The following is a 21,232-nucleotide window of genomic DNA, read 5'->3' as shown; positions in this document are numbered from 1 at the left end:
AGGTTATTAATGAATAGAAAAATTGATATATTAGATGATTTAACAATTAATAAAATAGCAGCTGGTGAAGTAGTAGAAGCCCCTTATTCAGTAGTTAAGGAGTTGGTTGAAAATGCTATTGATGCAGGTGCTTCTACAATAACCTTGGAAATTAAAGATGGAGGAAAAAAGTATATTCGCATAACGGATAATGGAGCTGGAATTAAAGAAGAATATGTGGAAAAGGCTTTTATGCGGCATAGTACATCAAAGATAACTAATATAGATGATTTAAACAATATTAATTCATTGGGTTTTAGGGGAGAGGCTCTAGCAAGTATTGCAGCTGTTTCTCAAGCAGAGATGATAACAAGGCCAGATGAGCAGCAATATGGAATATTAATAGAAATTACAGGTGGCAAAACAGAAATTATAAGAAAAGTAGGTTGTCCAGTTGGAACTACAATTATTATAAAAAATCTTTTTTTCAATACACCAGCAAGATTAAAGTTTATGAAATCTAACAATGCTGAAACAATGAAAATTACCGAAATAATTATACGTTTGTCACTTAGTAACCCTGGTATAGCATTTAAATATATTAACAATAATAATATTATGTTTACCACACCGGGCAACAATATATTGTCACAAGCAATATTATCTGTATTTGATAAAGATACTTTTAAAAATTTAATTTCTCTAGAACAAAATGAATTAAATATGAAGTTACACGGTTATATTGGACAGCCTAGCTTTGTAAGGGGAAATAGAAATCTACAAATTATTTATGTAAATGGTAGATATGTAAAAAATAAGTTAATTAGTAAGGCTATAGAAGAGGCTTATAAAGAAAAAATTATTATAAATAAACATCCTGTTTGTATTTTAAACTTAAATATTGATCCATCCCTAATAGATGTAAATGTTCATCCTGCAAAAACAGAAGTAAAGTTTGAAGCAGAAGAGCAAATATATGACTTTATTTATAAATCTATAATTAGTGCATTGCAGCAAAATACAACCATACCTAATTTAATAGCAGTAAAGTCAAAACCTGAAAATTACATAGATATTAGACAAAATTTTGTTCCAGTAACCCCAGTAGAATATCAAAAACAAAAAAATATTAGCGAAAACGCTAGTGCTATTAAAAATGTATTAATAAATGAAACCCAGGGAAAATATATTCAAGACTCAAATACTGGAGAGATTAGCCAGTTTATTGATGACAAGAATAATGAAGAACAACTTCAGATCAATTCTCTAGAAGAAGATATAGTGCAATTTTCTTTTTTAAATACATTGCTAGATCAGTATAAGATTGTGGGACAAATATTTAATACTTATATAGTATTAGAGAAAGATCAATCAATGTATTTAATTGATCAACATGCAGCTCATGAAAGATTGCTTTATAATAAGTTTTTAGAGGAAATTAAAAATGAAAAGGTTGTATCTCAAAGACTAATAGAATCTAAGGTATTAGAGTTATCTAGTGAGGATTATATGTTACTATCTAATAATATGAGTATATTTAGAAAACTAGGTTTTGAAATGGAGGATTTTGGAATTAATGCAATAATAATTAGACAGGTACCTATGATTTTAGGAAAACCTCAAAATTTTTCTTTTATTTATGAAATATTAGATGAAGTAAGAAACAATAATAATATTGATGATTATTTTGAAGATACGATTATTAAAAGAGCATGTAAAGAGGCAATTAAGGCGAAAGATAGATTAGATTATTCTGAAATTAAAAAATTGATTGATGAAATTTATACTCTTACACCGCCTTTAACTTGTCCTCATGGCAGACCAATTATTTTAACTATGGGTAAATATGAGATTGAAAAACACTTTAAACGGATACAATAGGGAGGAAGTTAAGTGAAGAAACGACTACTTATTATAGCAGGTCCAACTGCTGTTGGTAAGACGGATACAGCTATAATATTAGCTAATAAACTAAACGGTGAAATAATTTCAGCAGATTCAATGCAGATTTATAAACATATGGATATAGGTACAGCTAAACCTACTTTAGAAGAAAGAAAAGGAGTACCACATCATTTAATTGATGTTGTTAAGCCAGATGAAAGTTTTTCTGTAGCCGAGTTTCAAAAAATAGCTAAGTGTACAATTGATGAGTTAGTTCTAAATGGAAAACTTCCAATTATAGCAGGTGGTACCGGATTATATATTAACTCTCTTATTTATGATATGGATTTTACACAGTCAGTTTCTAATTGGCAGCTTAGGGAACAGTTACAGAAAGAAGCTAACGAGATGGGAAATGAATTCGTGTATAATAAGCTTAAGGATATAGATCTTAATGCAGCAAATAGAATACATCCTAACAATCTCAAAAAAGTAATACGTGCTATTGAAGTATACTATGAAACCGGAGATAAAATAGGAGACTTCAGCAAAGATATTAATCAAAATGACGAGTATGAATTTTTTTTAGTAGGATTAATAAGAGATAGAGAAGAACTCTATAATAGAATAAATATGAGAGTAGATAATATGATAGAGCAGGGATTAATAGAAGAAGTAAAAAAACTACTTGATCTAGGATATTCTAAGGAGTTAGTATCTTTTAAAGGGTTAGGTTATAAAGAGATTATTAGATATTTGGAAGAAGAATATGATTTAGATGAAGCTGTAAATATCCTTAAACGTGATACAAGAAGGTATGCTAAACGTCAGTTAACTTGGTTTAGGAGGTATAGTGATATTAACTGGTATAATATATCTAACTATTCTTCCAGTGAAAAATTGGCAGAGGATATTATTAAGGATTTTGAAGGACATTTTAGCTTGCTATAGAATAATAATATAATTAGAGTTTACGGGAGGGGAATAGAATATGAAAAATAATATTAATCTACAGGATGTATTTTTAAATCAAGTGAGGAAAGAAAACACTATGATTACAATATTTTTAGTCAATGGATTTCAATTAAAGGGTATGGTTAAAGGATTTGATAATTACACTATAGTTTTAGATTCGGATGGAAAACAGCAATTGATTTATAAACATGCAATTTCTACTATATCACCCAATTCACCAGTTAATTTTAACTTAAATATGAGAAAGACTAATGAATAATTAGATAAAAAGATATTAAAAACTTCCTATTTCATTTAATAAATTAGGAAGTTTTTAATTTTTTCCTCATTAATATTATTTTATATAAATATTATTTAATGAGGTGATAAAGAGTATGGAGAAAATTAATTTTAATAAATTTAATAATAGAAGCTGCTATGAACTAATGGGAAATGGGAGTATGTCCACGAATGATGCTATGAAACATCTAATTTTAAATTATAACTTTAAAGAAAGTTCAAAAGAAATTTTTGAAAAAAATAGAGAAGAATCTGTTGAGAGTATATTAATTGAATTAAATGAATTAATAGGTCTAGAATCAGTTAAGGTATTGATTAATGAAATAATGGCCTATTCTGAAATTCAAAGATGGAGAAATGCGGAAGGATTAAGGACAGATCCTTTAGTTATGCATATGGTGTTTAAAGGTAATCCAGGCACTGGGAAAACAACTGTGGCAAGATTATTAGGAAGACTGTATAAAGCTATGGGAATATTAGAAAAGGGTCATTTAATAGAGATAGAAAGAGCTGACTTAGTTGGAGAATATATAGGGCATACTGCTATTAAGGTAAAGGAGCAGGTGAAAAATGCTGTCGGAGGCATTCTTTTTATTGATGAAGCATATTCATTAGCAAGAGGAGGCGAGAAAGATTTTGGTAAGGAAGCAATTGATGCATTAGTTAAAGGTATGGAAGACTATAAGGATAACTTAATATTAATTTTAGCAGGTTATAATGAAGAAATGGAGGATTTTATAAGAACAAATCCTGGATTAAGGTCAAGATTTCCTATACATATTATATTCGAAGATTATACTATAGAGCAATTAGTATTAATTGCAGAATTGATGGTCGAAAAGAGAGAGTATAAGCTTTCTAAATCAGCTACAGCTAAATTATTTAATATATTGTCACTAATAAGAAGAAGGGATGGAAATCACTCTGGAAATGCACGTTTAGTTCGTAATTTAATTGAGAGGGCAATCAGAAAACAGGCTGTAAGACTTAACCGCAGCCGTATATATAATAGAGAGGATTTAATTACATTAAGCAGAGAGGATTTTATGGGTGGTGAAGAATAAATGAAAACTTGTATAATTATTGGAAATCCAAATGTAGGAAAAACCTCTTTTTTTCTTTCTCTTGCAGAATATTTAGGAGTTAATAGGTGTGAAGTTGAAATTACAGATATTTATGGAAAGGTATTAGTTAAAAATATTTCAGTAAATTTTGCAAGAAAATATTTAGTAAGTACAAGTCCATTTAAAACAAGAAATGTTTATAAAATGAAATTAACTATTCCTGTGTATAAGGGCTACGAACAATTGATATTAGTTGATACTGCTGGAGTAACGGATGGTATAAATGAAGTCGAAGAAATACGGAAATCAATGGCACAAACTTTAAAAGAATTGAGTCAGGCTAAAATAATACTGCATATGTTTGATGCTCAATATATATATTATAAAAAAGAAGGCGGAATTAGTGAAATAGACTATCAGATAAAGGAGTTTGGCAGCCAACAGGGATGTTACTGTATCTTGGTAAATAAAATGGATAAGGATAATAGTCAAAAAGGATTAGATATTATCAGAGATAAGTTTAAAGAAAATTACATTATTCCTATTTCAACGGTAGATAGAACTGGTTTTAAAGAGGTGAAAGCTTTTGTGGGTAGAAATTTGTAGAAGAATTTTAGCATTATTTTTGATAGGCATTGTAATCAAGCTACTAGATAATGAAGTAGATGAAGACAGTAGAAACGAATATACCATAGGTATATTAAATGAAATTGAACAGTATAAGTTTCCTTATAGCTTAATAATATTGACCTTTGCGATGCTACTAGATAAAGAATATTCCTTCGGTCTATTTTCAAGCGCATACATGATCGGTATGTTTAATTTTATTAATAGAAAACTTCCATTGAAGATAAAATCATATCAAGAAATTATTATTTTAATTATTATTAATTTAATATCTATATCGCACAAAGTATTTATCCATAGTTTTGTTATAATTATACTTATTCAGATGCTAGACGATTTACTCGATATAAAGTATGATTCGGCCTACGGATATTTTAATTTTGCTAATAAATATGGAATAGGAGAAGTATTAATTATAAGTGTAATTTTAATTACAGCATCTCTTATGATATCTAGCGTAAACACTGTCTTAATTCTTTCAACTTGGTTTTTTATTAATTACTTGTATTCAAGAGGCTAGGGGGGGTATAATGCTATATGGATACATAATTATTATTTCTAGTATATTATTTTTAGTTGGATATGTTACAGGGAGAAGGATAGGCATAAAAGAAGGTATAAAAAGGGGAGTAGCATTAAATTCTATTTCCTTAAAATTAGAAAGTTACTATAATGATATTTGTCCTCTTTGTAAAAGAAAACCATATTAAGTAAAACTATATAATAGCTAATATACTAAAAACTTGAAAGGAGATAGGAAATGATACATAAGATGTTGAGAGATACTTTTGGAATAGAAGAAAATTTAATTAATAAGATGATTGAAATAGAGGAAGTTTTAATTGAAAGATTTAAAGAGATTGATAAGGTTAAGCAATATAATCAATACAAGGTACTTAATGCAATGCAAGAAGCACGATTAAGTGACCAACATTTTAACTGGACAACTGGCTATGGATATAATGACATTGGCAGAGAAAAAATAGAAGAAATATATGCAAAGGTTTTTTCAGCAGAGGATGCCATCGTTAGGCCAACTATTGCTAATGGAACCCATGCTCTAAGCTTATGTTTATCTGGATTACTTCATTCTGGTGATGAGATGATATCAGTAACTAGTAAACCATATGATACATTAGATGAGTTAATAGGAATAAGGGGAGATTATAAAGGAAGTTTAAAAAATATAGGAGTTACATATAAACAAGTAGATTTTATGGATGATGGTAGAGTAGACTTCGATACAATTGAGAAAGAAGTTACTGATAAAACTACTCTAGTGTATATTCAGAGGTCTACTGGATATAGTTTTAGGCCAGCAGTAGATATTAATACAATAGAAAAATTAGTAAATATAGTTAAACGAAAAAATAGTAAAGCAATATGTATGATTGATAATTGTTATGGTGAATTTTTGGAAGAGAAGGAGCCTACAGAGGTGGGTGCAGATTTGCTTGCTGGTTCTTTAATTAAAAACCCTGGAGGGGGCATTGTTTTAACTGGTGGCTATATTGTTGGAAAGCAACATCTTATTGAGGAAATTTCATATAGATTAACTTCTCCTGGGATAGGCAAAGAATGTGGATTAACATTTGGTTTATCACGACAAATGTTTCAAGGTTTATTTCTAGCTCCACATATTGTAAGTGAAGCGGTAAAAGGCTCTATTTTTTGCTCTAAACTGTTTGAAGAAATGGAATATGAAGTTAAGCCTAAATATAATGAAAATAGAAGTGATATTATACAACAGGTTAAATTAGGAAGTGCTGAGAAAGTAATTGCTTTTTGTAAGGGAATTCAAGCAGCAGCACCAGTAGACGCTTTCGTAACTCCAGAACCTTGGTCTATGCCTGGTTATGATAGTCCTGTGATTATGGCGGCTGGAGCATTTATACAAGGTTCGTCTATAGAATTAAGTGCTGATGCACCTATTAGGCCTCCATATATTGTTTATTATCAAGGTGGATTAACATATGAACACGCTAAATTAGGTGCCTTAATAGCATTGCAAAACATAAATAATATGAATTAATATAAGCAAAACTAGATAAGTTTAAAATAATACAATAATAATAAAAACAATAAATAATAAAAATAAAGAAGAATCTTAAAAGATTCTTCTTTATTTTTATTATTATAACTTTCTAAACACCCCAGTTACTTTTCCTAAAATAACTACGTCATTAAGTAGTATAGGTTCCATTAAGCTGTTTTCAGGCTGTAGTCTTATATGATTAGATTCTCTGTAAAATCGTTTTATTGTGGCTTCTTCATCAATTAGTGCAACTACGATATCACCATTTGAAGCAAAAGATTGTTGTCTAACTATTACATAGTCATTATCTAGTATACCAGCCTCAATCATACTCTCACCTTTAACATTTAAGATAAAAGTATTACCATGATCTATAAAATCCATAGGAAGCGGAAATGTATCTTCAATATTTTCAACAGCTAAAATAGGTTGGCCAGCAGTTACTTTACCAACGATTGGTACATTAACAATTTCTTTATTATAGGATAAATCGCTAAATGGATCATTATTTAAGATTTCAATTGCCCTTGGTTTAGTAGGATCTCTGCGAATATAACCTTTATCCTCTAATTTGGACAGGTGTCCATGTACTGTAGAAGTTGATCTAAGACCTACAGCTTCACATATTTCTCTTACAGAGGGAGGGTATCCTTTTTTATTTATTTCTACTTTCATGTAGTTTAGTATCTCTAATTGTTTATTACTTAAATCCTCATACATTAGAAAACTCCTCTCTATAACGGTTTTTTATATAAATAAAGTATATCATATATTATTTCAAATATCAAACATTTGTTCGTGAGCAAACTAATCATCAATCCACTCGAAGTTTTTAACAATTTCTCTTTTGACATTTTTCTTGTGAGCAGCATATAGTTGAGTTGTCGTCACATTATCATGATCCAATAAATTTTGAACATCATATATAGAAAAACCTTGCTGAATTAGAGAAGTAGCAGCGGTTGCCCTTAGTTTATGGGGACTATAACCATTTTCTCTACTCGTACCTAATACTATTGAAGTATATTTTTTTACAAGATTTCTAATGGCCCTTGTTGTCATCCTCTTATTTTGTAATGAAAGAAATAGTGCATCTTTATGTTCATCATCTAATATACTACTAGCAGAACGTTCATTTTCTATGTAATCTTTAATTACAGTTTCACATGTTTTATTAATAGGCATAACAACTTCTTTTCCACGTTTTCTATAGATTCTAAATTCCCCTCTATTAAAATTAAATGAAGATATATTTAACTGTTCTAATTCACTTAGACGTAAACCATATGTAACAAAGAGCACAAGAATTGCTTTATCTCTTAACTTAGTTTTTTCCCAGTATTTTTTTTCGCCTTCAGTAAAGTGCTCTCCAGAGCTTACTATATCTAGCATTATAGCCACTTCATCAATTTCCAATCTCTTTATTGCATCTGGTTGGGGCTTAGGTAGACGAATAGGATTAAAACCATCTGTAATATTATTTTTAACAATTTCATCTCTATAAAGGAATTTAAATAATACAGATAAAGAAGATTTTTTTCTTCCCAAAGCACGATTATCATTTTCCATAATCTTTATAGAAGTATCATCTTTAACTGTATATCTTGAGCAGTAGTCTCCGATAAATCTATTAATGTTTTTAGCTGTAATTTTATTAAAATCTTCAACTGTAATATCAGTAACTTGGCTGGCAGTGGTAATATCAGTTTCATTAATTAAGTACTTGCAAAAAAATAAGATATCACTTAAATAGGCTAATCTAGTAGAAAGAGCGACACCATTTTTTAGGTATATTGAGAAGTCTTTCATAAAGCTAGGAAGCTGTTGTTCGATTTCTAAACATTTTTCAATAAGATGGTTTTGTTTAATAACAATATTATCCGGCTTATCCGATTTATTATGTACACTTATTGATGGACGTTTTGCCACTTTATCATCAACTCCTTTTTATATTATATATTAAAGTTAGCAGAAGTAATCTAATACTAAGTATAGCAGGGGTAAGGGTATAATGGAATTAATAGTTATATTTTTTTATAATGCATACTATTCCCTAAATATACATTTAAAGAATAGTTGTTAATCTGATTATAAACCACTTCTTCTGGCATGTCTAGTCAATAATTTCATAAAATAACCATTTTTATACTTACTCTATAATAGTGTAATTTATAAAACCAATATAATTAATTTATTCATTTTATATAGATACTTTAGTTAAAATTAACGATTATAATTTAATATTTGCAATGTATATAAAAAGTTATTTATATATAGCTAAAATCTTTGATTTCTAATTATTAAATTTATATACTAAATATTGATTATTTCAGATTGTATTCTACAAATTAATTCTATAAGTCAAACAAATAAATATATTATAAAGATTGTCGATTTATCATTTCATATAATTCGACAATTTTTAATTATTAATACCTTTTTATTTGACAATATGCAACAATAAATGATTTTATCTATTGATAATAATTATCACATGGTTATTTCCCATACAAAATCATATAAAGATTAATGTATTATTCTCTCTTATTTCTATGTAATAAATTTCACATATGATATATAACGTATATACCATATAATGGGCTTAAATCCAGTATTTATTGGATTGTTGCAATTGTTGAATTCTGTTAAACTCATATATAAAGATATAAACTACATATGAGGAGTTATAATAATGAATAAAAAAATATTAAATGTTTTCTTGATTCTTTCAATTATATTAACACTATCTACTACTAGTAATCTATTTGCTGAAGGTACAAATCGTGTTAATATGGGATACCTTTATTTCGGGGATCCAAAAGACTATGTGAATATTATTAAAAGTACAAATAACAGTGTTAATATTATTTCTCCTAGCTATTTTGATATCGATGAAAATGGGTCATTAAAAATTACCTCTAAGCTAGAAGTATCATTTATCGAAGAGATGCACAAAGAAGGAAAAAAAGTAGTACCTTTTTTAAGTAATCATTGGAATCGTGCTATTGGACAAAAAGCTTTAATTAATAAAGAAGAGCTTGTTAATGATATTGTTAAAGCAATAGATAAGTATAATTTAGATGGTATTAATGTAAATATCGAAAATTTATCCCATACTGATAAGGATAATCATACTGCCTTTATTAAGCTGTTAAGAGAGAAACTTCCTAAGGAAAAGCAAGTTTCTGTTGCTGTTGCAGCTAATCCTAAGAATCTAAAAATAGGATGGCATGGGTCTTATGATTATAAGAACTTAGCAATATATTCAGATTACTTAATGTTGATGGCATATGACGAGAGCTGGGAAGGTAGTAATTCAGGTCCAGTTGCAAGTATTGGATTTGTGGAGCAATCAATACAACAAATACTTTCTCAAGGTGTTAGTAAGGATAAAGTAGTACTAGGTATCCCCTTCTATGGCCGTATATGGAAATCTGATGGTACGTTTAACGGAAGAGGTGTTTCAAATAATCAAATTGACAATTTAATTAAGAAATACAATGGAAAGGTAATCTTTGATACGAAGAACCAGTCTCCTAAAGGAACTATTAGTATTCCAAAGGGTGAAGAAATTACAGTTGGATATAATACTACATTAAATGAAGGTAACTACACAGTATGGTTTGAAAACGAAAGATCTATTAAAGAAAAACTTAAATTAGTCCAAAAATATGATCTTAAGGGTACAGGAAGCTGGAGTATTGGTCAAGAATCAAAAAATACATGGGATTATTTTGATTTATGGTTAAATAGTAAATATTTTACAGACACTCAAAATCATTGGTCAGAACAACATGTTTTTTCAATGGTTAACAAAGGTTGGATGGTGGGTACTTCCGCTAATCAATTTTCTCCAGATAAATCATTAACTAGAGCAGAAGCAGCTACTATTATAGTTAGAGCTCTTGATTTAAGACTAGAAGCAGAAAAGAATAGCATATCTACATCTTATAAGGATGTTCCTAAATCACATTGGGCTGAGGAGTACATTGATATTATAAGTTACCACGGGCTAATGACAGGTGTCTCAAGCAATGATTTTCAACCTGATAAGCCTTTAACACGAGAACAAATGGCAACTATTCTAACTAGGATATTTGAAAAAGAAGACAATAACAGTAGTGAAAAGTTAGGTATACCTTATCAATACAAAGATGTGAACCCACAACTGTGGTCTTATAAGTATATAGTCTTTGCAAGCGAACGAGGCCTTTTTAGTGGGTATGAGGATGGAACATTTAAACCTATAAAGCAAATTAGCAGAGCAGAGATGGCTACATTAATGGATAGATTATCAAATCAATTAAATTAAATATTAATAAATACATAATAGAGGATAGGTTTTAACCTATCCTCTATTATGTATTTATTGAGTATAACTATATTAATTATTAAATTATACTACTGAAGGTTCAAAAATTAATTCACCTTTCTTAAATCTGTTCAAATGCAAGGATTCAATATTAATTGTATTTTTCTCACCTAATATATTCTCTGCTATTAACAAGCCAGTAGCTGGAGCAAACATAAATCCATGGCCACTATATCCTATGGCCAAATAGAAACCTTCTATTTCATCAACTGATCCATAAATCGGTTGCCGGTCAGGTGTCATATTATATAGTCCAGCCCACTGTCTTATTACTCTTATATCTTTTAATGGTGGTAAAACCTTTGTCATTGTTTTGGACATTTCCTCCAGAAAATGCCAGCTAGATGTAATTCTTAAATCTCTAGGTTCCTTATCATCACCCCTACCCATAATGACACCACCATGAGGCACTTGTTGACAATAAAGATTTAATGAAAAAGACATAATCATTGGATCAAGAAATGGTTCTACTGGTTCGGTTACTAGAATCTGATGTCGTTCCGAATATACAGGTAAATCTAATCCAACCATATTTCCTATTTGCTTTGAGTATCCACCAGCTGCATTTACTACTATATTTGTAGATATAAATCCATTATTTGTGTGTACCCCTTTAATTTTATCAGCCTCTACCTCTATTCCAGTCACTTCTGTAAAGGTATATATTTGCACACCTAATTTTTTTGCAGCATCGGCATATGCCTGCGTTGTGTGAAAAGGATTAAGATGTCCATCTTTTTGATGAAAAGTAGCACTAATTAATCCTTCAGTATTTAATGAAGGAACTATTTGTTTTGCATCATCTAGACTTAAAAGCTTAGAATCTATCCCAAGACTATTCTGTAACCGTATATTTTTTTTGAATTGATCATGTTCTTTTTCTGTACTTGATAATATTAAATATCCACCTTGCTTAAACTCTAAATTACCTTTATATTGTAGTTCCTCTTCAGCATTTTCAAAAAACTCGCAGGATAATTTAGAAATTTTACAATTCATCTCAGTGCCCCATTGTTGTCTAATACCGGCGCCACATCTTCCAGTTGCTCCACTTGCTAAATAATTTTTTTCTAAAATAATAATATTATTAACACCTTTTTTAGCTAAATTATATGCAATCGAACAACCAGAGATTCCACCGCCTATAATGACTATATCAGCTGTCTTAATCAATCTCATCACCACCCAAAGCATATTCTGCTATTGCACCTAACTTAATAGCCTTAGCAGGAGGTCTGTATGTACCTTGAACTAATTCAGATATAGGCTTACCTGTTATAATAGAAATTTCTCTTAATATAAGTTGATTGCATGTTCTACCCTGACAGGGCCCCATACCTGCCCTACTAATACGCTTTATTTCATCGAAGGAAGTATAACCTTCTTGAATTAATCTTCTTATTTCGGATAAAGTTAAATCTGAACAACGACATATAATAGTATTATCCTTCATCCTAATCCCCCATCCTAATATTTCTAATAATTTTAGCAAACTCTTTTTTTACCACTATAGAAATAATCGGTGTTCTATCTAAAAATTTTGTATTTAAAACATTTTCAACTCTAACATCACACACATAGCTACCCTCTCTATCTAATCCCATTACTATATCTTGTTTATTAGGTAGAGGTAAAAATTCGTAAGGAATTTTTATTAATGCTTCAGTATCACTAAATACCATGTCTAAAACCATAATAGCAAGTCCAGGACATTTACTTATACACAGACCACATCCATTACATTCTTGATGATCAATGTTAGGCAAGTCATTTATATCTTTGAATGGCTTTATTGCATTTCTACTACAGGCAGTATAACAAGGATTACATGGTATATTTTGAAAACATTCTATAATTGCAACTGGTCCCTTATTAAGCCTTTCATCACTTGGGAATACTTTATTTAGGTCTTCTATACTTGGTACTCCTGTTTGAGATAACATAAGTAACCCCCCTTGTAATTATTATTTTAAAGCCGTAGTTTCTACATTTATTAATAGATGTGAAAGTCCTTTCCTTATTTTTGCACCGGTAGGTCCAGATCTGAGAGAATTTAACTGCTGCATATAATCTAGTCTTTTATTTTCCATATTTTTAGAAAAATAACCTAAAGCAAAGGATGTTGAAATACCAGCTAAGTATCCTTCCACCATAGCACTACTAGCTTCTTCTATACCTCCAATGTCGCCAGCTACATAAATACCATCCACTGTAGTTTTTAAGTTCTCATTTCTTAATGGTACAAAGCCACCTAATTCGTTGAGAAATTTCATTTGACAACCTGCCTGCCAAAGTAGCTCCGATAAAGGTGAAAGTCCAATGGCAATGCACATAACATCAATATCAATTTCAATCTCTGTACCAGGTATTTGGTTCCAATCATTATCGAGTTTACATATTGTTGCTCCAACTAAATAATCATCGCCAAAAGCCTCTTTTATTGTATGTTGAGTATAGATCGGGATACCTAATCTTCTTACCTTAGATGCATGTACTAAATATCCACCAATATTAGGAGATGCTTCAACAATGCCAACTACCTTTATACCTGCTTGCATCAGCTGATAACTTACAATTAGACCTATATTACCAGAACCAACCATTAATACCTTATTTCCTGGTTTAATTCCATAGACATTCATTAGCGTTTGCACCGCACCTGCGCCATATATACCAGGAAGGTCATTATTAGGAAAAGCTAAGGTTTTTTCGCTAGCACCAGTTGAGACAACTATAGATTTTGGTTTAATTTTTAAGTATTTATCATTTTCTTCCAAGGTAACAATACCATCCTCATATATACCGAGTACAGTTGTGTCAAGTTTAACAATAATATTATCAAAGTTTTTAAGTTTATCTAATAAAATATTAGTTATATCGATTCCACGATTAGAAGCATATTGTTTTTCTGAACCAAAAAACATATGTGTCTGTTTTACAAGTTGTCCTCCAAGCGATCTATCTCTCTCAACTAACATCACATTTGCTCCAGCTTCTGCAGCGCTAATTGCAGCACACATGCCAGCTGGACCACCACCGATAATTAATATCTCAACCTCCTTCATACTAGTTCTCCTCTCCCCTCTTGAGTATTAATTACCATCCCATCTTTTAATGGCTCAACACATACTCTAATACTTGGTTTGCCATTAACCTTCATTAGGCAAGATGAGCAGTTTCCTATTGCACAGAAAAATCCCCTCGCTCTATGATTTTCATGACTACGACTAAGGGTTTTTATGCCCGCAGCATGTAAAGCTGCAGCAATAGTTTCTCCTTCATATCCTTCTAATTGGAGTCCATTATAAGTAAAACTAATTAAAGCACCTCTTTTTAAAGTTAGTATAGGGTGTTCTTGAATTCTCATTTTTAGCACCTCCATTATGGTCTTGGTATGTTCATGAAATTTATTAATATATGTCCTTCAGGTGTAGATTTAACTACACTTGAACTTAACGAAAGTACCTGTACCTATGGCCATTCCAATAGCAGCGGCAACAAATCCCCACCGACTACCCCATTGTTCCTTTTTTTCACTCATTGTATCCCTCCTTAATATTTTATACTTGATGATTTAAGGATTAGTCGAATATAAAAAAAATATAACAAATAGGGTATTCATAGATTTTTAATGTTATTATTCAGAAAATTACAAATATTTCACTTAATATATATACTACATCTACTACAATATTCCTTTACTAAAACTAATTTTTTTTGAAAAATTTAATTGATTAAATATGTGTATTAGCTTTTTAAAATTGATTACTTGTCTACTGATTTATACATATGCAGTAAACAAAATATTAAGTACATTTGTTTTTTAATGTAATATAAATAATTTTGAAAAAAAACTCATTGTATTTACAATGAGTTTTTTTTCAAAATTATTATTTTTTTCTAACATAAAGCTGATATTTTTAAAGCATTACATGACAGAACACCTATACCATAAGGGTAAAAGCTCCTATTATAGCTGTTATAAACTAGCTATTTAAAATACTATCAATTCTATTAAGTCCTTCTTTAATATTTTCAAGTGAATTTGCATAGGAAAGACGAATAAATTCGTCAGTACCAAAAGCAACACCTGGCACAACAGCAACATTTGCATGTTCGAGTAATAACTCCGATAAGTCCATAGAACTATTAATAACAATGCCTTTAATAGTAGTGCCAATTAGTTGCTTGATGTTCATCATAACATAGAAAGCACCTTTAGGAGTAATACATGATAAACCTTTAATCTCATTTATTCTTTGTACCATATATTTTCTTCTCTCATCAAATGCGATTCTCATTTCTTCCACAGATGATTGATCTCCAGTTAATCCTTCAATACTAGCATGTTGAGCAATAGTATTAGGATTGGATGTAGCATGACTTTGCATATTACCCATGGCCTTAGCTATAGTTGCATGGCTTGCAGTATATCCGATTCTCCATCCTGTCATAGCATAACCTTTAGACATGCCATTAACTACAATTGTTAGGTCTTTTATTTGATTATTTAGAGAAGCGATACTAATATGTTTTTCACCTTCGTAGGTTAATTTTTCATATATTTCGTCAGCTACAATAAAAATATTGTGTTCAATGGCAATTTTTGCAATTTCTTCTAATTCAGATTTTGTATAAACTGAACCTGTTGGATTAGACGGACTGTTTAGTATAATAGCTTTTGTTTTGGTTGTTATAGCTTTTAGAAGATCATCTCTTTTAATTTTAAACTCATTTTCCTCTGTACAATTCACAAATACAGGGTTAGCATCTGCCATTTTAACCATATCTGGATAGCTTACCCAGTAAGGTACTGGTATAATTACTTCGTCTCCAGGATTACATATAGCTTGAAAAATATTATATAAGGAATGCTTTGCTCCATTAGATACAACTATGTTTTCAGGTTTATATTCTAAATTGTTTTCAGTCTTTAATTTAGCGCATATTGCTTGTTTAAGTTGAGGTAGTCCTGAAGCAGGAGTATATGTAGTAAAGCCTTTTCTAATTGCTTCTATAGCAGCATCTTTGATGTTTTGTGGTGTGGTAAAATCCGGTTCTCCTACCCCAAAACTTATTACATTAATTCCATCTGCTTTCATTTGTTTTGCTTTAGCATCAATTGAAAGTGTTATTGATGGCAAAACATTTTGTGCTTTTGTTGAAAGTGCTATGTTCATCGACATTCCCTCCATAGATTTATTAAATATTAATGTAAATTTAAACCTCTATTTTACATCATAATCATTGTAACAAATTTATCAAAACAATTCTATATATATCCATATATATCTTTAAGTGTATTTTGAATTATTGTTAGCGAATCATCAATAGCTGGCTTATAAAGGAGTTTAGTTTTTTTATAGTTATCTAAACCATCATCTGTGATTCTATAATGTCTAATAGATCGTTTGTCAGGTTCTTCCCACCATCCTTTGATATAATTATTACTTTCTAGCTCTCTTAATAGAGGATAAATCATACCAGGACTTGGCTCCCATTTATAATTCATTCTTTTTTTAATTTCATCTATTAACTCATTTCCATAATAGCTTCTCTCAATAAGTAAATGAAGAATATATAATTTAACAAATTGAGTTGTACTAATTTTAGACGGGAATTGCCGATTTCGTTCGCCTTTATATGCAGTTATTTTAATCACCCCTTTAATAATTAAATAAAATCAGTTTAAAGTTTTTAGTAAAGTTATTCTAATAGTTTCTGAATGTTTTTTAATGGAATTTTAATACTACCCAAATCACCATGATAGTCATTGTTATGAGGTGGATAGTGAAAGTCAGATCCAGCTGTTATAAGGAGATGATGCTTTTTAGCTAGTTCTAAATACTTTAAAGACTTATCTATCGTATGATCAGAATGATATACTTCAATTCCTTCAATACCTATTTCGATTAGATATTCTAAAGTAGTTATAGATTTTAACAAACCAGGATGAGCTGCAACCGATATTCCCCCTGCACTTCTTATAATATCAATTGCATCTATAGGTGTCAATTTTTGTTTTGGTACATATGCTGGAGATTCTTTACCTAGATATTTTTTGAAAGCTTCTTCATTATTCTCTACATAACCTTTTCGAATTAAAACTCGTGCAATATGAGGACGCCCAACAGCTCCTTGTCCTGCAATTTGTGTTATATCCTCATAGCTAATTTCAAGACCTAGGCTTATTAGTTTATCAACAATTTTGAGTGCGCGCATATTTCTGTCGACCTGTAAGCTTTGTAGTACTTTTAGTAAATTTTCATTCTTATAATCAATCCTATAGCCTAATATATGGATCTCTTCATTATTATACTCAGTGCTTAGTTCAATACCTGGTATTATAATAAAATCTTTGTAGTAACTTGCCTGTTGTATTGCTTCTTCAATTCCACCAATAGTATCATGATCTGTTATTGCAATACCAGACAATCCTTTTTCTAGAGCATATTCGACTAATCTGCTAGGTGAATATAGTCCATCAGAGGCTGTAGAATGAGTATGCATATCTATAAAATTCATAATAATATTCTCCTTTTATTATTAAACGCATATAACAATTATATCCAAAATTTAAAATTAATATAAAAAGATCTGCTTACTAGCAGATCTTTTGTATTAATTCCATAAATGTTATCTTGGCTCTACAATTAATTTAATTGCAGTTCGCTCCTCACCATCTATTTCAATATCAGTAAAAGCAGGGATACAGATTAAATCTAATCCACTAGGAGCTACGAATCCTCGTGCGATTGCCACTGCTTTAACTGCTTGATTTAGAGCACCTGCGCCAATAGCTTGAATTTCAGCTGATCCTCGTTCTCTAAGAACTCCGGCTAAGGCTCCAGCCACAGAATTTGGATTTGATTTTGCTGATACTTTTAATACTTCCATCCTATTAAATCCCCCTTATAATATACTTGTATATATATTGTTTTATCAATTTATAGTATTCTACTTAATTTCAAAAATCCCTGCATATATAGTAAAATTTTCTAAAGTTTATTAATTTTTTAAAAGGAATTTAATTTATGAAAATAAAAAAACTGCATTTGCAGTTTTTTATTTAGCGTATTCTATTGCTCTTGTTTCCCTAATTACATTAACTTTTATTTGTCCTGGATATTCCAGTTCAAACTCAATTTTCTTTGTTATGTTTCTAGCTAGCATAAAAATCTCCTCGTCGTTGTACACTTCAGGCTTAACGATAATTCTAATTTCTCTACCAGCTTGAATAGCATAGGATTTTTCAACACCTTCATGATCGTTTGCGATCTCTTCTAACTTCTCTAGTCGCTTAATATAAGACTCTAAGGTTTCTCTTCTAGCACCAGGTCTTGCGGCTGAAATAGCATCTGCAGCAGTAACCAATATTGCCTCTATAGATTCAGGCTCATAATCACCGTGATGTGTGGACATAGCATGAATAACATCCTTAGATTCTTTATATTTTTTCAGAAGTTCCATACCAATCTCAACATGGGTTCCTTCTATTTCATGATCAACAGCCTTACCAATATCATGAAGTAATCCTGCTCTTCTTGCAAGCTTAACATCTGCACCTAATTCGGCTGCCATAATTCCTGCTAAATATGAGACCTCTATTGAATGGTTTAATACATTTTGTCCATAACTAGTTCTATATTTTAATCTACCAAGCAATTTTATAAGTTCAGGGTGCAATCCATGAACGCCTGTTTCGAAGGTAGCTTGTTCACCTTCTTCTTTAATAATATTATCTACTTCTTTTTTAGCCTTTTCTACCATTTCTTCAATTCTTGCTGGATGAATTCTTCCATCGACAATTAATTTTTCTAATGCAATACGTGCTACTTCTCTTCTAATTGGGTCAAAGCCAGATAAAATTACTGCTTCTGGTGTATCATCAATAATTAAATCAATACCCGTTAATGTTTCTAATGTACGAATATTTCTACCTTCTCTACCAATTATTCTACCTTTCATTTCATCACTAGGAAGTTGCACAACTGATACAGTAGTTTCTGCAACATGATCTGCTGCACACTTTTGAATGGAATAAGCGATTACTTCTCTTGCTTTCTTTTCTGCTTCTTCTTTAGCTTTAGATTCAATATCTTTTATCATCATCGCAGCTTCATATTTTGTCTGTTTTTCAATATCGCTTAATATAAGCTGACGTGCTTGTTCAGAAGTTAAACCAGATAATTCTTCAAGTTTTTCAACTTCCTTTTGATAAAGGTCGTTAATTTCCAATTCCCTATTATCTAGTTCCTTGAGCTTCTTCACTAATTTTTCGTCTTTATGCTCTAAGGATTCTGACTTTTTATCTAAAACCTCTTCTTTTTGTATCAATCTTCTTTCTATCCTTTGTAATTCGTTACGCCTTTCTCTACTCTCTCTTTCTAATTCATTACGAAGTTTATGCACTTCTTCTTTTGCTTCCAATAATAGCTCTTTTTTTGTGGTTTCAGCATCTCTTTCAGCATCTTCTACAATTTTTTTTGCTAATTCTTCGGCGCTATTGATTTTTCCCTCCGCAATATGTTTTCGAAAAAAATAGCCGACAAGGCATCCGATTAAAATACCAACTAAAATTAAAAGTCCGTTTAAAACAAGTATATTTTGAATATGTGGACACCTCCTTTATTAAGTTTTAAAAATTCCCATTTTCAATTTGATATTAATAGCTTTTATCAATAGATACACCCATGATTTGCTTTTATTTTATATCTTTTTTTTACAGGTGTCAAGTTGGAATATAGGTATGGGAATTATGTATATATAACATTTAAATTATTACCATAAATAACCTAGCTATACTTAGACGATACTTGCTGGATAATGTAATAAAATATAGGAGTATAATTATATAATAAAAAAGAAACTACTAATAAAAATTTATATTAATAGTCTCTTTTTTAAAATATAAGATAATTTTACTCATTATTTTTCATCATCAGATTCTAAAATTGCATTTTGTGATTCAACTTTGTTTATTTCAGTAGCAAGAGGTAGATTATGGTGTTCTCTTATTTTATTCTCTATTTCTAATGCAATTTCAGGATTGTCTTTTAAAAATTGTTTTCCATTTTCACGACCTTGTCCAAGTCTGTGATCACCATAACTATACCAAGCACCAGATTTATCAATAATATCTAGTGAAGTGGCTACATCTAATATATCTCCTGTTTTTGAAATACCTTCCCCATACATTATATCAAATTCAGCCTGTTTAAAGGGAGCGGCAACTTTGTTTTTTACAACTTTTACTCTTGTTCTGTTTCCTACAACATCATTACCTTGTTTAATGGAGTCAACTCTTCTTACATCTAAACGTACAGAAGCATAGAATTTAAGCGCACGACCTCCTGTAGTAGTTTCAGGATTACCAAACATCACGCCTATTTTTTCTCTAAGTTGGTTTATAAAAATAGCAACTGTTTTTGATTTGTTAATTGATCCAGCTAGTTTTCTTAATGCCTGGGACATTAATCTAGCCTGTAATCCCATATGAGAATCTCCCATTTCTCCCTCAATCTCTGCCTTAGGCACTAAAGCAGCAACAGAATCTACAACAATTATATCAACAGCACCACTTCGCACAAGTGCTTCTGCAATTTCAAGGGCCTGTTCTCCTGTATCAGGTTGTGAAACAATTAAATTATCAATATCAACGCCTAATTTTTTTGCATATACTGGATCAAGAGCATGTTCAGCATCGATAAATGCAGCTGTACCACCTGTCTTTTGTGCCTCTGCTATTACATGAAGGGAAACTGTTGTTTTACCAGAAGATTCTGGACCATAAATTTCAATAATTCTTCCTTTAGGTATTCCGCCAATTCCTAAAGCTAAATCTAGGCCAATGGAGCCTGTAGAAACGCTTTCAAAGCTCATTTTAGAATCCTCGCCTAACTTCATGATAGATCCCTTACCGAACTGTTTTTCTATTTGACTAATAGCCATCTCTAAAGCTTTTTTTTTCTCCATACTATTACCAGACATAGTCTGGCTCACCTGCCTTCCTTAATA

22 protein-coding genes are annotated in these 21,232 nt (G+C 30.6%); 9 read left to right on the top strand and 13 right to left on the bottom strand.

The annotated features are described in order from the left end of the window. Nucleotides 1-9: 9 nt before the first annotated feature. The 8 genes from mutL (at nt 10) to KQI88_RS13785 (ending at nt 6,840) form a co-directional block, all read left to right on the top strand. On the top strand, nt 10-1,860 hold the full coding sequence (gene mutL, locus KQI88_RS13820; RefSeq protein ID WP_216418273.1) for a DNA mismatch repair endonuclease MutL: 1,851 nt from the start codon (nt 10-12) through the stop codon (nt 1,858-1,860). A 12-nt stretch (nt 1,861-1,872) separates the two neighbouring features. Next, on the top strand, nt 1,873-2,814 hold the full coding sequence (gene miaA, locus KQI88_RS13815; RefSeq protein ID WP_216418272.1) for a tRNA (adenosine(37)-N6)-dimethylallyltransferase MiaA: 942 nt from the start codon (nt 1,873-1,875) through the stop codon (nt 2,812-2,814). A gap of 40 nt (nt 2,815-2,854) precedes the next feature. After that, complete coding sequence (gene hfq, locus KQI88_RS13810; protein ID WP_216418271.1) at nt 2,855-3,097, top strand: RNA chaperone Hfq; 243 nt, start codon at nt 2,855-2,857, stop codon at nt 3,095-3,097. A 115-nt stretch (nt 3,098-3,212) separates the two neighbouring features. Continuing rightward, complete coding sequence (locus KQI88_RS13805; RefSeq protein WP_330656238.1) at nt 3,213-4,181, top strand: AAA family ATPase; 969 nt, start codon at nt 3,213-3,215, stop codon at nt 4,179-4,181. Next, entirely contained in the window at nt 4,182-4,787 is a 606-nt protein-coding gene (locus tag KQI88_RS13800) for a GTPase domain-containing protein (protein WP_216418270.1), read from the top strand. It abuts the gene before it with no gap. Further along, complete coding sequence (locus tag KQI88_RS13795; protein WP_216418269.1) at nt 4,768-5,328, top strand: hypothetical protein; 561 nt, start codon at nt 4,768-4,770, stop codon at nt 5,326-5,328. Before KQI88_RS13800 ends, KQI88_RS13795 begins: the two co-directional genes overlap by 20 nt. A gap of 10 nt (nt 5,329-5,338) precedes the next feature. Continuing rightward, nucleotides 5,339-5,518, top strand: coding sequence for a hypothetical protein (locus KQI88_RS13790; protein ID WP_212378033.1), 180 nt, complete (start codon nt 5,339-5,341; stop codon nt 5,516-5,518). A 50-nt stretch (nt 5,519-5,568) separates the two neighbouring features. Further along, nucleotides 5,569-6,840 (top strand): methionine gamma-lyase family protein, encoded by a 1,272-nt coding sequence (locus KQI88_RS13785; protein WP_216418268.1) that lies wholly within the window; start codon nt 5,569-5,571, stop codon nt 6,838-6,840. A gap of 102 nt (nt 6,841-6,942) precedes the next feature. Here the strand turns inward: KQI88_RS13785 and lexA are convergent, their stop codons facing one another. Next, a complete protein-coding gene (gene lexA / locus KQI88_RS13780) occupies nt 6,943-7,563 on the bottom strand; it encodes a transcriptional repressor LexA (protein WP_216418267.1) in 621 nt (206 codons plus the stop codon). 87 nt (nt 7,564-7,650) lie between these two features. Then, complete coding sequence (locus tag KQI88_RS13775) at nt 7,651-8,772, bottom strand: tyrosine-type recombinase/integrase (protein WP_330656237.1); 1,122 nt, start codon at nt 8,770-8,772, stop codon at nt 7,651-7,653. Nucleotides 8,773-9,535: 763 nt separating this feature from the next. Here KQI88_RS13775 and KQI88_RS13770 point away from each other — a divergent pair. Continuing rightward, on the top strand, nt 9,536-11,155 hold the full coding sequence (locus KQI88_RS13770; protein WP_216418265.1) for a glycosyl hydrolase family 18 protein: 1,620 nt from the start codon (nt 9,536-9,538) through the stop codon (nt 11,153-11,155). A gap of 84 nt (nt 11,156-11,239) precedes the next feature. On the opposite strand, the gene KQI88_RS13765 is transcribed toward KQI88_RS13770, so the two are convergent. The 11 genes from KQI88_RS13765 to recA form a co-directional block, all read right to left on the bottom strand. Further along, a complete protein-coding gene (locus KQI88_RS13765) occupies nt 11,240-12,388 on the bottom strand; it encodes an NAD(P)/FAD-dependent oxidoreductase (RefSeq protein ID WP_216418263.1) in 1,149 nt (382 codons plus the stop codon). Next, nucleotides 12,381-12,668, bottom strand: a complete 288-nt coding sequence (locus KQI88_RS13760; RefSeq protein ID WP_216418261.1) for a (2Fe-2S)-binding protein — start codon at nt 12,666-12,668, stop codon at nt 12,381-12,383. Before KQI88_RS13760 ends, KQI88_RS13765 begins: the two co-directional genes overlap by 8 nt. 1 nt (nt 12,669) lies before the next feature. Continuing rightward, complete coding sequence (locus KQI88_RS13755; RefSeq protein WP_216418259.1) at nt 12,670-13,158, bottom strand: 4Fe-4S dicluster domain-containing protein; 489 nt, start codon at nt 13,156-13,158, stop codon at nt 12,670-12,672. 21 nt (nt 13,159-13,179) lie between these two features. Further along, nucleotides 13,180-14,280 (bottom strand): NAD(P)/FAD-dependent oxidoreductase, encoded by a 1,101-nt coding sequence (locus KQI88_RS13750; RefSeq protein WP_216418257.1) that lies wholly within the window; start codon nt 14,278-14,280, stop codon nt 13,180-13,182. Continuing rightward, on the bottom strand, nt 14,277-14,582 hold the full coding sequence (locus KQI88_RS13745; protein ID WP_216418255.1) for a (2Fe-2S)-binding protein: 306 nt from the start codon (nt 14,580-14,582) through the stop codon (nt 14,277-14,279). The genes KQI88_RS13750 and KQI88_RS13745 overlap by 4 nt, the downstream gene beginning before the upstream one ends. A gap of 619 nt (nt 14,583-15,201) precedes the next feature. After that, the gene (locus tag KQI88_RS13740) at nt 15,202-16,395 is read right to left on the bottom strand and encodes a pyridoxal phosphate-dependent aminotransferase (protein ID WP_216418253.1); all 1,194 of its coding nucleotides are present in this window, start codon (nt 16,393-16,395) and stop codon (nt 15,202-15,204) included. A 92-nt stretch (nt 16,396-16,487) separates the two neighbouring features. Beyond that, nucleotides 16,488-16,877: a PadR family transcriptional regulator gene (locus tag KQI88_RS13735; protein WP_330656236.1), complete on the bottom strand. Its 390-nt coding sequence runs from the start codon at nt 16,875-16,877 to the stop codon at nt 16,488-16,490. A 44-nt stretch (nt 16,878-16,921) separates the two neighbouring features. Next, nucleotides 16,922-17,740, bottom strand: a complete 819-nt coding sequence (locus KQI88_RS13730) for a PHP domain-containing protein (protein ID WP_216418251.1) — start codon at nt 17,738-17,740, stop codon at nt 16,922-16,924. Nucleotides 17,741-17,851: 111 nt separating this feature from the next. Beyond that, nucleotides 17,852-18,112 (bottom strand): stage V sporulation protein S, encoded by a 261-nt coding sequence (spoVS, locus tag KQI88_RS13725; RefSeq protein WP_212378060.1) that lies wholly within the window; start codon nt 18,110-18,112, stop codon nt 17,852-17,854. A 168-nt stretch (nt 18,113-18,280) separates the two neighbouring features. Next, the gene (rny, locus tag KQI88_RS13720; protein WP_408629727.1) at nt 18,281-19,741 is read right to left on the bottom strand and encodes a ribonuclease Y; all 1,461 of its coding nucleotides are present in this window, start codon (nt 19,739-19,741) and stop codon (nt 18,281-18,283) included. A 402-nt stretch (nt 19,742-20,143) separates the two neighbouring features. Beyond that, nucleotides 20,144-21,190 (bottom strand): recombinase RecA, encoded by a 1,047-nt coding sequence (gene recA, locus KQI88_RS13715; protein WP_216418511.1) that lies wholly within the window; start codon nt 21,188-21,190, stop codon nt 20,144-20,146. Nucleotides 21,191-21,232 lie beyond the last annotated feature (42 nt).

It is taken from the genome of Alkaliphilus flagellatus, assembly GCF_018919215.1.
GTDB classification, from domain to species: domain Bacteria; phylum Bacillota; class Clostridia; order Peptostreptococcales; family Natronincolaceae; genus Alkaliphilus_B; species Alkaliphilus_B flagellatus.
This window is presented reverse-complemented; position numbering and strand designations above follow the sequence as displayed.